This is a genomic window from Stieleria bergensis (assembly GCA_007745635.1).
GTDB lineage: Bacteria > Planctomycetota > Planctomycetia > Pirellulales > Pirellulaceae > Stieleria > Stieleria bergensis.
The window spans coordinates 4,619,337-4,635,730 of record CP036272.1; the positions used below are offsets into that span (position 1 = coordinate 4,619,337).

Sequence of the window (16,394 nt, forward strand, 5' to 3'; positions counted from 1 at the left end):
GAGACAATTGACGACCAGATCGCAAGCACATGAAAACACGTCGGTGACGCCAAACTCGAGCAGCTCCTTAAGAACCAAACCTACATGGACCTGAATCATCTGATGGACCAGAACCTGCTCGCTGCATTCTCCAGGCAGAAAACCTCCAACTCCTTGCTCCTCGACTGCATGATGATAAAACGACTTGTTACGACGATGCTGATTACCTGTGTCACGGTTTCCCTGGCGTTTGCGGACCTCACATACCAACCGCCCGCGAAGATTTACGTGTTGGTTGGACAGTCCAATATGCAGGGAAAAGGTGCGGTCGAAGGGGATCAATCCAACAGCCTGCGTTACCTGGTTCAACATGACCCGAATCAGGAATACCAGTTTCTTGTCGACCCCAAGGGGAACTGGCGGTCACGGCAAGACGTCTGGATTCACTACGACTCGGGCCCTGGCAATCTGCGTTTTGGCAAACTCAAACCGGGCTATGGTTCTCACGGCGGAGTCATTGGACCGGAACTGGGGTTTGGACACGTCATCGGAGAATCTTACGAAGGCAAAGCCCTGCTGATCAAAGCCTGCTGGGGCGGCAAAAGCCTGGGACACAACTTCCTGCCTCCCAGCGTCGGTCAGTATCCCCCACCCAACCAACCCGCCGACCCTGGTTTCTATTACCACCAGATCCTCCGCATTGTCGATGACGTCACAAGGAACATTGAAACCTACTTCCCAGATTATCAGGGACAGGGAATCGAAATTGCCGGTCTGTGTTATCACCAAGGCTGGAACGACCAGTATGGCGGCTTGGACGCACGCTATGAACAAAACCTCGCGGCCTTCATTCACGACATCCGCAGCGCCGAACATGGCTTAGGCATTCCCGACTTGCCCGTGGTCATTGCTACCAGCGGCATGATCGAAAACGACTCACCGATCAAGCGAGGCCAGCTGGCGATGGGTGATCCAGCGAAGTATCCACAGTTTGCTGGCAACGTGGGTGTGGTCAATACCGACAAACCTTATGGCACCGAAGCACTGGGGTTCAAGTTCTACACAGAGAGCTCCCCAGACAAAGTGGGCTACCACTGGAACAACCATGCCCACAGCTATCTGAACATCGGCCGCGCGATGGCCACCGAAATGCAGACCTTAAGCAAACCCAAATTGCCATCCCGCTTGAGAGCCGTCGGGACAGCTCAAGGCGTTCGTTTGACTTGGCAAGTCGGCCGTCAGTCGCCAGCGACGATTAAACTGCTCAGGAACGGTCAGCCCCTGGCCGCAAATCTGCCCGCCAGCCTGACCACGGTGACCGATGCCAGGGCAACACCCGGCAAGAACACTTATCAGCTCTTGTTCGACATGCCATCTGATGGACTGCAAACACTAAGCGTGACAAGTGACACGTCGGTTGGCAAACTCCAGGCTTACCGCAGCTCGACTGGCGTTCAGCTAAACTGGGACGCATGTGGCAAGTACGATGGCTTTCAGATCCGCCGCGATGGTCAAGTCATTGCCAACCAACTGGCCGGCGACCTGCGTTCCTATTTAGACAAACAAGCACCCGAACAAGGAAACGTGCAGTACATCGTGACTCCGACCACCGGTTCGTCGACGCCGGCAAGTCTCAGCGTTCAATTGGGACCTGCAGATCCCGGTGGCGCACTGCTCTACGAGCCCTTTGATTACCCAGCCGATGCAGATCAGCCGCGAAGTCTGCTGGGTTTGGGCGGGGCAGCGGGAACCAAGGGCGAATATGACTACCTCAGCGACCAGAAACTTGAACGTGCTCCTGCGGCGATCGGGGGCGGGTTGAGCTTTGGAGCACTTCCGGTCACTGGGAATCGCGGCAGCAGCCATCGCTGGAGTCCCGGCTGTGCCATCGAGCTTGATGACAGCCTTCGCGAGGCGGGGCTACTCGCAGACGGTGCCACACTCTGGATCAGCTTTGTCTTTCGACTGACCAAGGACATCGAACATCGTCAAGGCGGCGGCACAGTCCTGCTAAGTACCGACGATCTTCGCCAAGCAGTGGGGCTGATGGCTGACAATCGAGAATTCCGCACCGTGGTGGTTGTCGATGGGAAACCCAAAGGCGTCCGCATCACGTCCAGTCGGCTCGAGACTCCGACTCTGGTGGTTGGCAAAATCGTTTGGGGCAAAGACGGATCAGACGACACCTTTGTCCCCTATACTCCAGGACATGATTTGCAGATCCCTGAAAAGCACGGCCGGCCTGCGGCGCCATTCAACATTGATCAGTCCAAACTGAACCGTTTGGTCCTGAAGGGCGAAGGCCAGTACGATGAAATCAGAGTCGGCACCAGTTACCAATCCGTTGTGGGCGGCAAAGCGAACTGAACACTCAATACGAGAGCTGCCAGCGCCCAGGCACATCGATGCTGACGGCTTTCATGTGACGAGCGATTCGCGCCGAACCGCCCAGCCGTACCGCTAGAATAGCCTGAGCTGGCCGGACTTGGGTCGCGGTGGTTCAAAGAGGTCGCAGTTGTAAGCCGGCATTTTGGCATCCAAACCATGCTTTTGGCGAAAGACTTGGAACAGACTGCGAATCTGATCCGCCATGATTCCCGTTCCCCGCATTCGCTCTCCCCAAGCAGCGCTGTTCAGCTGTCCGCCGCGCGTTTCCTGAACTCGGCCCAAGACTTTCTCCGAATGATTCGGCCGCGTCCTCTGCAGCCACTCGACGAAAACAGGCTCGACCGTCAATGGCAATCGAAGCAACACATAGTTTGCCGTGATCGCACCGGCTTGCTTGGCAGCTTCTAGAATCGTGGGGATTTCTGAATCATTCAGTCCGGGGATCACCGGCGCCATCATGACTCCAACGGGGACATTGGCATCCGCCAGTGACTCAACCGCCCGGAGTCGGGCACTGGGGATGCTGGTTCGCGGTTCCATCTCGCGAGCCAACTGAGCATCCAGCGTCGTGATCGACAAATAGACGTGCACCAAACGATCGGCCGCCAGTTTCTTGAGCAGATCCAAGTCCCGCAACACCAACGCATTCTTGGTGATGATGCTGATCGGCTGGCGACATTCAAGCGCCACTTCCAAACATTGCCGCGTCAGACGAAACTCCCGTTCGGCCGGCTGGTAGCAGTCGGTGACTCCCGAGAACGTGATCGGTTCAGGCTGCCACGATGTCCTGCCCAGGAACTCAGCAAACAGTTCAGCAGCCTGCCGTTTGACAACGATCTTGGTCTCAAAGTCCAGCCCCGCATTAAACCCCAAGTACTCGTGCCCGGGCCGAGCATAGCAATACGCACAAGAGTGCACACATCCGCGATACGGATTAATGCTATAGCGAAACGGAATGTCAGGCGACTTGTTCTCTGACACGATGCTTTTTGACGCATCAAAGAGGTATTCGACGCGACGATTCTCAAGCGTGCGCAGATGCTCTTGATCCCACTCCAAGTGTTCCAGATCGGCTTCGCAATGCAGCTTTTCGAAGCGATTAGGGGGATCAAGATTTGAACCGTGACGCATGACACCTTCCAGAAACTCCAATCAGAAAATCGAGTCAGTTGATTATACCGCCGAGGCCGGTTTGCTCCATTGGCTGGCTGATCCAAAGCGGTGTTCGCTGATCGATTTGACGTCGCGTTCCAACGGAAAAACTGGCGATTGCTGAACGTTTCCTAGAAGAATGGATCGATAACGACAAACGGATAAATCCTGAAGTTCCTTGCCGTCGAATGATCGCCGCTCCGCCGTGCGACGAAAAAGAGTCGATTTCAAGCGGAATCGCCTTACCTGGAACAAACATGATCAGACTGACTGGGGCATCCAGCACAGCCAACCATCGAATCTCCTTTGGGCAACTCCAGCAACTTCATCGGTTTCTCACCAGCTTTTAAAACGATTGAAACGGCCCAGAGTTGACGGACCAATCCCACCAAGATGTTGCACGCCCCCCACTTGCCTGTTACAACAGTCGCGGGACGTCGCTGAAGGCGAGCCGATTTTCCAAGGCTCTCTCCATCTCGAACTCACGACACCCATCGGCCGACAAATCGCTTGATTCCTCCTTTTGGGCAACCGCTCTCTCAGGTCCAGCTTTCAGAGCAGATCATCAAACGCTGGATTCAATCGCGGGGTGATACGTCGCCAGGCCATTGCTTGCTGGCGACTCATTCAACAAAGATTCGGTGTGCGTTTGAAAACGCCAATCGGGAGTGAAAAACTCCGAATGGAAATCAAAGCTCTGATGATCTCGTCGTGAAAACGCTTCAATGTCACGTCGCCAGTTAACCTTCTACGAAACAGGATCATGATGAAGTACCTTCTTACCTCTTGCCTTCTGCTTGCCTGCCTTTGCTTGACCGGTTGCGGTCCGCAATCGCCCGATGCACTGATCAAAGAGCAAATCTCCATCATCAATGAAACGGCAGACACGGTTGAAGCCGCCGATTCCCTTGATGACGCGAAGGCGTCGATGGAAAAGCTAAGCAAGCGTGGCGAAGCCGTCACTGCCAAGCTTGACGCGTTGAACCTGTCCGACAGTGAAAAGGCCGAACTGATGCAGCGTCACCAGAAAGATTTAATGAGCGCAATGATGCGACTTCAAAAAGTGATGATCAGCAAGACATTCAACGAGGCAAAAAGTGGCATGGACTTCATGAAAAGCATGCCGTTGCCGTAACCAGCTCTGTGTAAAAGCGAACCAACACGCCCTGACAGACCACGCCCTGACAAACCAGGGTGTGGGTGAGCGATGCAGCCCGTCACTGATCCGCAACGGAGCCTCTCTCTTTGGCTGCGACCTATTTCAACTTGCCGAGCCCGATGGCTTTGACTTCGAAAGCGGCGTCAAGCTTCTTGCTCGGTGCGGTCACAAAGACGCTGGTGTCGGCTTGGCCAGGCACACCGCCGACGGCAATCGCACCATTTTCCATCGAGTTACCGATGCGAACGATCCAGTGAAATCGGTTGGCGTCTTTCAAGTCACGGACCAGCGCGATCGTGGCTTTGTCCGCTTTGTCTCCGATGGCTTTCTTATCGATGGACTTGAGCACAACGGGCTTCACTTCTTGCTTGGCCGGTTTGGCAAACACTTCTAACTGTTCACCTCGAGCCCTCAATCCGACTCGAACGCCACCGGCCATCACGCCGACTTGTGCATCCCCGCCCGCTCCCGGCACCAAGTTGCTGGTCACAGCAACGATCTTTCCAAGTGCAAACGGTTTGCCTTTGGCAGTCAGGCGAATGTAGCGTTTCTCGGCCCGATGGGGGACAGTGACCTTTCCTTCGACAACTTTAAACCAATCCTTGCCGTGGTTACTGCTAAATTCTCCATTGAGAGCCTTGGGCAGCGACTCGACCGACTTAGCCATGCCCAAGATCGTACCGGGGTTCATATTTGTTTTGACTTGATCGATGCGATCGGGAGAGACTGGCTTGACGCTCTCTGCTGGCTTCGCTGCTTCCGGTTCACCCTCTCCGTTTGCCGAATTGATCTCAGCAAAGACTTGGGACATGTCACCACTTAAACCCATGCCAAGGCCGCTATTCGTTTTGCGTGGCTTAACGGGCCGCGTGCTACGAGCCTTTGCGGGACGCGGGTCGGACGAGGTTAATGCACGGGCGGCAACACGTTTGGGCGCGTTGGAATCGTTGCTGGTTGGACTGTCCGACGACGTGGATTCTTTTTGCTGGTGGACCAAGCGCCGACCACCACCCTGGTTCACCAAGTAAATCACTCCGACAATGGCCAGAAGAACGGATGCGCTAATGGCATGGTAGATCCACTGATTGCGTGCTCGGCGGCGGCGCCCCGCAGCCATGCGTTCAGCTGCCGAAGGGCGTTCGGGAGCATCGTCTTGTGCGTCGTCCTGAAACTCGTCTTGAGCAATCGGTGGCGGTTCTGTTTCGATGTAATCGACGCTCTCCAAGATCGCGACCTCAGCTGCTGGATTGAGCAGGCTTTGATCGTAGTCTGCTTTCGCGTCAGCATTGATCAGCGTTCGCCGCGCGATGGCAATCTTGCCAAGCATCTCTTGGACAATCTTTCGCTGCGGACCGGCAGCTAACTGATGCAGGTAGGCATTGCGTTCCTTTGCCGCCTGCTCAATTGATTCCACGTCATCGACGTAGTCATCCAAGCCCAGCAAAGCGTAGTGGTTTGGAGGCAAGCGTTCCTCCGGGATCTGCAACCACTCTTGGTACAACTGGTTCAATTGCGCACTCTCAGCCATTGTCAGCTTGCGTCCAGAAAAGACCTGATAAGAAAAGCGAGACCCATTTAGCCAGGAAAACCAAATCGGCCGTTACAGTTGAGGTTGCCCATCCAACGTAGGGAAAGGTGCCTCGAAACAACACTTCGTCAAAAACACAGTTTAACGAGCCATCGTGAAACATTCACCATTGGGACCGGGTTCACGCTACGATTTTTGCAAGCTGTGCATCCATTGCACACCCAGAACCCCTGGAACCCCAACGAGCCCCCACTCCAGAGAGCGTTCGGCAAGCAGTCAGATGCCACGGCGGTGGTCGCCGCCGGTCACATGCCCCAGACGATTCGTCACACCAGGGCTGAAGAATGGACTAAACTAGCTATTCTGTCCCCACCCTTCCCACCAGCCACAGCAACACCGCCGGCCGCTCTGTGCCTCTCAGCGGCGCTGAACCGGACCTGCACGCGGCGTGCTCCTCCCTCGGCCTTCCCATCGACATCGTCCTCATGCCTTTGATCTTGCTTCGAACGAGCGGACTGCGAACGGTTCTGCTCCTGCTGGGCTTGCTGTTCAGTTCCAGTGAACTCTTCGGTCAACAAGCGCCCGCCTCAAACGCCACAGCGCCATTACCGGCCGATCCGACGCTACATTGGGATTTTGAGACAACCGATCCCCAAAACTACCGCGTCATCGGTTCGGTCAACCTCGATGCCGACGGCCCCCGAGGCCCACTGCACACGCGGCATTCGTCCACCAACCGGGCCGTTTCGTTTTCTGCCCAAGGCTATCTGGAAGTCAAGGATCCCGGCCCAGACAGTCGCTACGACTTTTCCACTGGAGACAACATCACGATCGAGGCCTGGGTGCGTCCCAGTAACACTGGCAACGGTCAGCAGCAATACATCATTGGCAAAGGGCGTAGCGGCAAGGCGGCCTTCCAGGCCAACAATCAGAACTGGGCTCTTCGTATCGTCAAAACAGCGGGCACCATCCGCCTCAGCTTTCTCTTCGCCTCGCGCGATGCAGCAGGCAATTCCAGCTGGCATCGCTGGGTTTCTGATCTGGGCTTTCCGCCGGCCAGCGGCTGGCATCACCTCGCGGTGACGTACTCGTTTGGGTCCGCGAAATCCATCACTGGCTGGATCGACGGCATCGAGACGACCGGCACATGGGACATGGCCGGGGCCACCGACCGTGCTCCGATTGTCGATAACGACTCCATTTACATCGGGTCCAGCCAGAACGGCAACACTGGCAATAGCTTCCTTGGCACGGTCGACGAAATCCGTCTGCACCGTGCGCGGTTTACCACCGAACAAGCACTTGCCAGATTCGATCGCGAAGGCGGTTCCATCATTGTCAAACCAGAGCCACCGCGAATGCCGGAGATCCAGCTCCCAGATCCTCAACGGGTCCAATTTTCGATCCACCAAGGCCTTGATTCGCACGAGCAGTGGCCGTTCAACGAACAAAGTGTGCCAGCCCCCACGGCAACCTGGTCGAGCACCGAGTTGCTGCTGCCACGACTGCCTCAAGCCTATGACAGCTGGGGCATCCGCAATGCTTGGCAAGCCCCAGTGATGCTGCGTGCCGCCGCGGATGTTGAGCTCCCGGCCGGAGAGTATCGCATTCTGCTGCGAGCCCGACAGTTGGGGCGATTATGGGTCAACGGCCAACAGGTCACCGACACGACGGTCAACAAACGCCGGCGTATCAATTTGGAACCCATCGTGCCCATCCCTAAACCCAGCGTTCCAGACGCTCGCGTCACGCCCTTTGCTCAGCAGGACGCTGTGGGCACCTTTACGATCGAAGCTGCCGACACCGACACCAGTGGAACGTCGACCGCACGCGTTGTGTTAGAACTGATGGTCGGCGGCAAACAACAGCGCACCGAAACCGGCGAAGTCTGTGTCGCGATCGCTTCGATGAATCAGCCCTGGTTTGATGTCCTGCGTCCTGCTAACCAACCAGTGCTGCCGCTTAGCAACGCACAGGTGATTCCCGCGTTGCAAGCCATTGAAACGCAACTGACTGAGTTTGACGATGATCGACGACGGAACCAGTACGCCTCCAGCCAGGACAGCTACTGGCAGGATCGTCATCAATTTGCCCGCCAAGTGGTTGACTCGCGCCGTCAACTGGCTGCAGACTCAGCCCCCCCAACGTTTGCACAGTGGTCCGAGCATCAATCACAGACGCCACTGTCGCTGCATCCGATCGACCGCTTGATCACCGAAAAAATCAATCGCTTTCAATCGGCATCCACGTCGTCCACGAAATCGGCGGTGACCGATGACGCGGCGAGCGCAGCTTTTTACCAAACCATCTTTCCGATCCTAGAAAACAAGTGCAATCGTTGCCATGGCACCAAAGCCAAAGGTGGCTTGCGATTGGATCAACGCGCTGCGGCTCTTAAAGGCGGCGAATCAGAGGTTCCGGCGATCGTTCCAGGACATCCCGAACAGAGCGAGTTGCTAATTCAAATCAAAGACGGCGCGATGCCGCCCGAATCAGAAAGCTTAAACCAACAAGAGGTCGCCATTCTGGAAACATGGATCCGACAGGGCGCGAAATGGCCCAGACAGCCGCTTGTTAATGTGACACTCCCTGAGAAACCATTGCCGGTGATCGATGATGCCGCGTTCCTGCGTCGTGCCTGCATTGATATTTTAGGGCTTCCACCGACCGCCGAGGCGCTGCAAGATTTTGTCGCTGATCAAGATCCCGACAAACGCCATCGAGTGATCGACCGCTTGCTCGCCAGTCCCGGCTTTGCTGACAACTGGATCAGCGTCTGGCTGGACTTACTCGCTGAGAATCCAACGCTGCTGAACCAGTCCCTTAACAGTACCGGGCCGTTTCGCTGGTTCCTGTATGATGCGTTGAAGGACAACAAAGGACTTGATCGGATGGTCAGCGAACTGATCATGATGCGCGGTAATGCGGCTCAAGGCGGTAGTGCTGGCTTCGCGATGGCGGCGGAGAATGATTCGCCGATGGCTGCCAAAGCACACATCTTGGCGTCATCCTTTTTGGGCGTCGACCTGCAATGTGCGCGCTGTCACGATTCGCCCTTTCATCGCACAACACAAGCAGACCTGTTTTCACTCGCCGCCATGCTAGCGCGCAAGCCGATCACCCCGCCGGATTCAAGCCGCGTTCCTGACGCGTTTTTCCAAAGCCTGGGTCAGCGGAAGCCGCTGATTGAAGTCACCCTGGCTCCCGGCGTTGCTGTCCAACCCACGTGGTCCCTGGAAGAACAAACCCTGGTAGACGACTCGGTGCTCAACGGCATGAAGTTACGCGACCCCACGGATTCACGTGAACGCTTGGCTGCGCTGATCACCTCGCCACAGAATGATCGCTTTGCCAAAGTGATCGCCAATCAAGTCTGGCAGCGGCTCATCGGGATCGGCATCGTTGAACCCATCAACGATTGGGAAGGCAACGCCGCCAGCCACCCTGAATTGCTGGCATGGCTGGCCGATGAATTGGTCGCCAACCACTACGACCTGAGACATCTAGTGCGAGTGATCATGAACTCGCGTGTGTATCAGCAGCAACCACTTGACACTGTCGACGAACTTCCGCCCGAGCAGCGTTTTTTTGCTGGCCCGGCGGCGCGTCGGATGACGGCAGAACAGATCGTCGATTCGCTGTTTGCCGTCACAGGTCAATCCATGGATGTGGAAGAACTAACCTTCGTCCACGATGGCGTTCATCCGTTGAAGAACCGCTTGACTCTGGGCACACCCACGCGAGCCTGGATGTTTGCCAGTTTGAACAACGAACGGGACCGGCCCAGTTTATCACTGCCCCGAGCACAGGTGATCGCGGATGTGTTACTCGCGTTCGGCTGGAAAGGATCTCGGCAGATGCCCGTCGTCTCCCGCGAGTCAGAACCCAATGTGCTGCAACCAGGAATCCTGGCGAACGGCGTTCTGTCCCAGAATCTGACTCGCGCTGCAGCGGGTTCTTCGCTGGCGGACTTGGCTGTCAACAGTGAATCACCTCAGCAGTTAATCCAACAGCTCTACACGACACTGCTTTCCCGCCCGCCAAGTCCAGAGGAAGAAAGCCGCTTCGTGAACATTTTGTCGACTCACTTTGCAGATCGTTTGGTTCCCCGTGAAAAGGTTCGCTGGCCAGTTCCAGAGCGCGCGCTTCCGCAAGTGACTTGGACCAATCACTTGGTTCCCCAAGCCAACGAAATTCAGCTTGAAGTCGACGCCCGTGTCCGCCGCGGCCCGGCTCCTGATCCGAGACTGACCACCGAGTGGCGAGAAGTTTACGAAGACTTCGTCTGGAGTCTGATCAATTCGCCGGAATTTGTTTGGGTGCCCTGATCCACGGGGCACAAAACTCCTGCAGCCTTTGCCGTCATCCTTACGCGACCGGAAAAGTCGCCAGGCGTTGACCGCAAAAACGGACCGCCGATGTTCGCGACCACCGCGCGAGCACGTTAGAATAGATGCCCCTCATGATTCCTCCTCCGCCACCCTTCCCCTCCCTTCTCGTGAACGGCTAGTGACATGATCAATCGACGCACCGCGATTGCCGCCCTATCCGCAACTGCAGCCTGTGCGACGCGTCCTGCGTTGGCCGCCGAGCCTGAGACCGCGAATCAGCCCTTGTTGGGGCAAGCGGAGCATGTGATTTCAATCTGGTTGGGTGGTGGCATGGGGCAAATCGATACCTTTGACCCCAAAGCCAAAGGTGATCCAAAAGCGAAAAAGCCCGGCTCGTATTACGATGCCATCGAAACCGCCGTTCCGGACGTGAGCGTCTGTCAGCACCTGCCCCTGTTAGCAAGGCAAATGGAGCAGGTTACCGCCGTACGTTCGGTCCATCATGATGTGATCGACGAACATGCCGCCGCCACCAACCGAATGCACACCGGTCGCAACATCAGCGGGACGGTCACCTATCCGAGCATCGGTTCCATCATCGCCAATCAGCGTGGCGCGGTCAGCCCAGATGTCCCGCCCTATGTTCTGATCGGCTATCCCAACGTCACGCGAGGGCCTGGATTCCTGGGGTCGAAGGATAGTTACCTCTATCTGACCGAAACGGGACGCGGACCGGCTGGACTCTCAAGAGCTCCCGGGATCAGTGAATCACGGCAAGCTCGTCGCGAATCGCTGCTGGACGCGGTGGGTGCTGGACGATCCCAAGCAACCGCGAAAGTTCTGGACTATGAAGCCGCCCAGCAACAGAGCCTAAAACTGAGCGGACCGGAATTCAATCGCGTGTTCCAATTGGAATCCGAGCCCGATCAGCTGCGCTATCGCTATGGCGACGAATTCGGCCAGCGTTGCTTATTGAGTCGTCGCTTGATTGAACGCGGGGTGCGGTTTGTTGAAGTTTCCCACAACCTCAACTTTCTCAACGGCGCCGGCTGGGACGTTCACAATGAAGGGATCGAGCAGCAACATCGACTGATCGCAGAACTGGATCGGGCCGTTAGCTCACTGATGATCGATCTGCAGTCCAAGCGGTTGCTGGACAAAACGCTGATCGTGATCACCACTGAATTTGGTCGCCCACCAGGATTTGACAGTGGCGGCGGCCGCGGGCACCAAGGATCGGCCTTTTCCTGCGTCTTGGCTGGCGGTGGATTGAATCACAAAGGTGCCTGGGGGCAAACGGACGCGCTTTCCAAAAAGATCGTTGACAATCCAGTCAGCGTCCCCGATTTCTTTGCCACCATCGTTTCGGCGGTCGGAATCGACCCTCACAAAAACTTGTACGATGGCGATCGACCGGTGCCAATCACCGATCAAGGCAACCCGATCGCTGCCCTACTGAGCTAGCCTCCGGCCATCCGCTAGAGATACATGCCGACAAAGCCTTGCGACAATTCGTTTTCCTCGGCTAGCTTCTCCATCCGTTCCTCGGTCTTGGATAAATCGCCCGCTTCGATGTAGCGATCGAATTCAACCAGCACGGCGTGCTGCACGGATTCGGCAAAGAATTCAACAATGGGCTGCGATAGCCATCCACACGTTTCACTTTGCAGGTCAACGGTCAGGTCAATCGCTCGCGTCTTACGGTCTTCCTGACCGGTCAGCACTGTCCCTTCAAAACGGAATGAGATCTCACCTCGGTCGCTGGCATTGGTCAAGTGGAACCGACAGAGACCTCGATGCAGGTAATACGAGTTGTGTGAACCATGAGTTTCCATCGCCGATTTGACACGCTGAACAAAAGCAGCGTACTTCGGTGACGCATCGATTGGCGCGTCCAAACGATTCACACTGCGAAGCGGCAAACAATCGAATTCAATCTCGACCCACTGACCAGTCATCAGATTTCCCATCCCTTGTGAAAAGAATCACATCACCAACACAACTGTTTGGCGTGAACCACCAGGATAGCAGTTTTCATTCGAAAACCCCAAGCCAGAAGGCAAATTTCTGTTCTAAACCAAGTCCGACACCGGCATGAATTGTGGAATGAACTTCATTTGATGCGGGAAATCCCAGCCCCAAATTTCCTTGACATTGGGGCTGACCATTGGAAACCTTTAAGGTCTATCGCAGTGATGAACGCTGTCATTGCAAACCGCATTCTTTCGATAGGTGATTGCCATGATGCCAAATACCCGCGCTAGCGACATGATGGTCGCTAACCTGACAACCTTGTCACCGGACATGGATGTCTTGCAAGCTCTTGACGTGCTGCTTCGTAACGGTATCTCAGGAGCCCCGGTGGTAGATCAAGAGGGGATCTTCATCGGCACGTTCTCTGAGAAGTCCTGCATTCGCTTCGTGGTCAACGCCGCTTATGAGTCGATCCCTGCGTGTGAACTGATGCCCTATGTTGACCGTGATCCGCCAACGATCACCTTGGAAACCGATCTGCTAAGCATCGCCCAAACGTTCTTGGACGCGGCCTGTCGTCGGTTACCGGTCTTGGATCGCAAGGGTCGTTTGCTGGGCCAGATTTCCCGCCGCGACGTGATGCGTGAAGTCCGTGACTACTTCAAGCGGACCGACCGCGTGGACAGCGATTCCGGCCTGTATCTAAGTGCTGTGCTGCAGCGCAACGAGCGTCCCAGTCGCGTGCGTTAGCGCCGGGGAGCGAGGCCGTTGGGCCTGGTTCTCCGGGCATCAAGCCCCGAGTCACCGGGGCCGTGGCGAACGCCAAGACGACCGATGGAAAACGGGGCTGATGGAAAACGGGGCTGATGGAAAACGGGGCCGATGGAAAACGGGGCTGATGGGACGGAGGCCGGTTATTCTTCGATCTTGACGGCCTGACGCACGGTGCGCTGGTTGACTTCCTTGGTCAACCGCGCCACTGCTTCAGCAACAGGCATCGACCCGAGGTCGCCATCGATGCGATCACGCAGCGCCAGCTGGCCGGTTTCAGCTTCTTTCGGTCCGACCACTGCCATGTAGTTGACCAAGTCAAGTTGCGCGTTGCGAATCTTGGCCTGGACTTTACCGCCACTGCTATCGATGGTGACCTTCAAGCCAGCTTCTTCGAGCTGCCTTGCCACGCTGACGGCGTAGTCAAGCGACTTATCACTCAGCGGCAACACACGAACTTGTTCTGGCGAGAGCCACATAGGGAAGGCACCGGCAAAGTGCTCGATCAGCATGCCAGTGAATCGTTCCAAGGAACCGAAGGGAGCTCGGTGAATCATCACGGGCCGGTGCGCCGTGTTATCCGCTCCGTTGTATTCCAGTTTGAAACGTTCGGGCAGGTTGTAGTCCAGTTGGACGGTGCCCAGCTGCCAGGATCGACCGATACAATCGCGGACCATGAAGTCAGCTTTGGGCCCATAGAACGCAGCTTCGCCAGGTTCTTCGTTGAAATCCATGCCGCTTTGTTCCAGAACTCCGCGCAAGGCGTTTTCGGCGTTATCCCACTGCTCTTCGCTGCCCACGTACTTGCTGCTATCGGGGTCGCGCAGTGACAACTGCACGCGGTAGTCGTCCAAGCCCACCGACTGCAGCACGAACTGAGTCAGTTCGATCGTTGCTCGAAACTCCTGTTCAACTTGATCCTGGGAACAGAAGATGTGTGCATCATCCTGAGTCAGCCCACGGACACGCAACAGCCCGTTTAGCTCGCCGGTTTGTTCGTGGCGATAAACGGTACCGAATTCGAACAGTCGTAACGGCAATTGACGGTACGAGCGTGCCTGCGCCTTGAAAATGTGACAGTGATGTGGGCAATTCATGGGTTTCAGCAAGTATCGCTCGTTGCCCAGTTGCCATTCATGCAGCACACGTCGTTTCTCTTCTGCGTTCATCGACGGTTTGTAGTCCGGCAAGTCAACGCCCAGCACTTCCACGGCAGCCATTAATTTGTCTTCGCCGTCGGAATCAATCGTGCCTGCTTCCAAGCGATTGCTCCACGAATCCAGCAGGGCGCCGACTTCGCTGCCAAACAGTGGTGGAAACTGACTGTCGCGATAGAAGGGGAAGTGTCCGCTGGTTTCGTACAATTCCACTCGCCCAATGTGCGGGCTGTAAACGGGATCATAACCGCGAGACAGCAATTCCTTGCGTAGGAAGTCTTCCAAGGCAACGCGCACCCGCGCCCCTTTGGGCAACCACAAACACAACCCTTGACCGACTTCCGGGGTGATCGAAAACAATCCATGCTGTTTCCCGATCACGCGGTGGTCACGGCGTTTGGCTTCTTCCAACCGTTCCAGGTAGGCCTTGAGCTGTTTCTTGTCGAAGAACGCGGTGCCATACAGACGTTGCAAGGGGCGATTGTTGGTGTCACCTTTCCAGTGTGAACCGGCAATGCTCATCAACTTGATGGCTTTGATTTTCCCAGCGTTAGGAATGTGAGGTCCACGGCACAAGTCAACGAATTCACCTTGGCGGTAAAAGCTGACCGTGGGATGCTCTTTCAAGCCCGTGTCGATGTGTTCGACCTTCAGATCTTGGTCCAAATCATCACACAGCTGACGGGCTTCGTCACGCTCAAGAATGAAACGCTCAAAGGGTTCCTTCTGCTTGATGATCGCCTTCATCTCGGCTTCGATCTTCGAAAAATCATCTTCGCTGATCGGAGTGTCCAAAGCAAAGTCATAATAGAATCCGCCTTCGGTCGTCGGTCCAAACGCCAAGGAGACGCCTTTGTACAGACGCATCACGGCGCGAGCCATGACGTGGGCCGCAGAGTGCCGGAGCACATCCAAGGCTTCGTCATCGCGAGACGTCAGCAGACGCAGTCCGAGTTCCTGAGATTCACTGTCGGCAAGTTCAGAAAGCGGACGATCCGCATCGATGACTTTCCCATCGACGTCGGCGGCAACAACGCTGCGGGCGAGGCCTTCGCTGATCCCGGTGGCAATGTCTAAGGGCGTGGTCTGCCCAGGATGCTGATGAACGGTGCCGTCGGGCAGGCGTACGGTGACTGATTCGACGGGAGAATTCGACGCGTCGGAAAGGCCAGAATTGACTTGGCTCATGGTTTGAGAAACTCGTAGAGTCGGAATGAGTTGGCCCCTCAAAACGAAAGAGGTCGGCCGAGCTAGAAGAATGACGGCTGGGGGAAGCTGGAGTCAATGCCTGTTCAGGCTGCACGGACACGAATTCAACCGACATTAACCGCTGTTTTTGCGGCATTTTCGATCACGTTTCCCCTTCGGGCACTCTCCACCAATCAAGTTTTTGGCTGCACACGGATCTCTGAGAGTCACCCCGAACGCTGACAGTCATCAGGCTTGACGATCCAGACGCTGGCGATGTGCCCGCTGGTTGCCCGGCGGAATCAGCGCTCGGTAGTCGATCTTCGAAGAGGCCGCGGGCAGAAACTTGGTTCGCGCACCGGTCACCAGAGCACCGGTCACCAGAGCACCGGTCACCAGAGCACCGGTCACCAGAGCACCGGTCACCAGAGCACCGGTCACCAGAGCACCGGATGACCGGCAAAGCCTGCCCTGCCGAGTGCTGCCCTGCTGAGTGCCAAGACGCTGCCAACCTGCCTTCCCCACCTTGCCACACACAGACGGCCCGCCAGGGTGGAAAATATGCCGTTGACAACATTCTGGCCGCGCAAACTTGGCAAGCATGCCTATAATGTATCAAGCGGTACCTGTTTGTGCTTGGCACGACGAAGACTCATCCTGCCGCTGGCGTCGCCCCTGTGTTTTTTCACGATCAAGCGGCGACGCCACTGTGCCGGCCAGCCCCTGGCAGTCCCCAAACTCATCCTCGTGTTTCATCTGAAATTCCC

At 56.2% G+C, this 16,394-nt stretch carries 11 protein-coding genes; 5 read left to right on the forward strand and 6 right to left on the reverse strand.

Going from position 1 to position 16,394, the window contains the following annotated elements; translation table 11 throughout:
* Positions 1-195 precede the first annotated feature (195 nt).
* Positions 196-2,346 carry a sialate O-acetylesterase gene (locus SV7mr_RS16365; RefSeq protein WP_419187482.1) on the forward strand — a complete coding sequence of 717 codons (2,151 nt, stop codon included), beginning with the start codon at positions 196-198 and terminating at the stop codon, positions 2,344-2,346.
* A gap of 93 nt (positions 2,347-2,439) precedes the next feature.
* Here the strand turns inward: SV7mr_RS16365 and SV7mr_RS16370 are convergent, their stop codons facing one another.
* On the reverse strand, positions 2,440-3,498 hold the full coding sequence (locus SV7mr_RS16370; protein ID WP_145274467.1) for a PA0069 family radical SAM protein: 1,059 nt from the start codon (positions 3,496-3,498) through the stop codon (positions 2,440-2,442).
* Between the two features lie 34 nt (positions 3,499-3,532).
* Positions 3,533-3,811: a hypothetical protein gene (locus SV7mr_RS16375; protein WP_145274470.1), complete on the reverse strand. Its 279-nt coding sequence runs from the start codon at positions 3,809-3,811 to the stop codon at positions 3,533-3,535.
* A gap of 471 nt (positions 3,812-4,282) precedes the next feature.
* On the opposite strand from SV7mr_RS16375, the gene SV7mr_RS16380 reads away from it, so the two are divergent.
* Entirely contained in the window at positions 4,283-4,654 is a 372-nt protein-coding gene (locus SV7mr_RS16380; protein WP_145274473.1) for a hypothetical protein, read from the forward strand.
* 121 nt (positions 4,655-4,775) lie between these two features.
* Here SV7mr_RS16380 and SV7mr_RS16385 read toward each other — a convergent pair whose 3' ends face one another.
* Positions 4,776-6,206, reverse strand: a complete 1,431-nt coding sequence (locus tag SV7mr_RS16385) for a hypothetical protein (RefSeq protein ID WP_145274476.1) — start codon at positions 6,204-6,206, stop codon at positions 4,776-4,778.
* A gap of 485 nt (positions 6,207-6,691) precedes the next feature.
* Between SV7mr_RS16385 and SV7mr_RS16390 the strand changes: the two genes are divergently transcribed.
* A complete protein-coding gene (locus tag SV7mr_RS16390; RefSeq protein ID WP_145274479.1) occupies positions 6,692-10,534 on the forward strand; it encodes a DUF1553 domain-containing protein in 3,843 nt (1,280 codons plus the stop codon).
* A gap of 186 nt (positions 10,535-10,720) precedes the next feature.
* On the forward strand, positions 10,721-12,001 hold the full coding sequence (locus SV7mr_RS16395) for a DUF1501 domain-containing protein (protein ID WP_145274482.1): 1,281 nt from the start codon (positions 10,721-10,723) through the stop codon (positions 11,999-12,001).
* 14 nt (positions 12,002-12,015) lie between these two features.
* Here SV7mr_RS16395 and SV7mr_RS16400 read toward each other — a convergent pair whose 3' ends face one another.
* Positions 12,016-12,495 carry a hypothetical protein gene (locus SV7mr_RS16400; RefSeq protein WP_145274485.1) on the reverse strand — a complete coding sequence of 160 codons (480 nt, stop codon included), beginning with the start codon at positions 12,493-12,495 and terminating at the stop codon, positions 12,016-12,018.
* A gap of 283 nt (positions 12,496-12,778) precedes the next feature.
* Between SV7mr_RS16400 and SV7mr_RS16405 the strand changes: the two genes are divergently transcribed.
* Entirely contained in the window at positions 12,779-13,261 is a 483-nt protein-coding gene (locus SV7mr_RS16405) for a CBS domain-containing protein (protein WP_419187483.1), read from the forward strand.
* Between the two features lie 164 nt (positions 13,262-13,425).
* Here the strand turns inward: SV7mr_RS16405 and thrS are convergent, their stop codons facing one another.
* Complete coding sequence (gene thrS, locus SV7mr_RS16410; protein WP_145274488.1) at positions 13,426-15,627, reverse strand: threonine--tRNA ligase; 2,202 nt, start codon at positions 15,625-15,627, stop codon at positions 13,426-13,428.
* A gap of 249 nt (positions 15,628-15,876) precedes the next feature.
* A complete protein-coding gene (locus SV7mr_RS25495) occupies positions 15,877-16,230 on the reverse strand; it encodes a hypothetical protein (RefSeq protein WP_419187484.1) in 354 nt (117 codons plus the stop codon).
* Positions 16,231-16,394 lie beyond the last annotated feature (164 nt).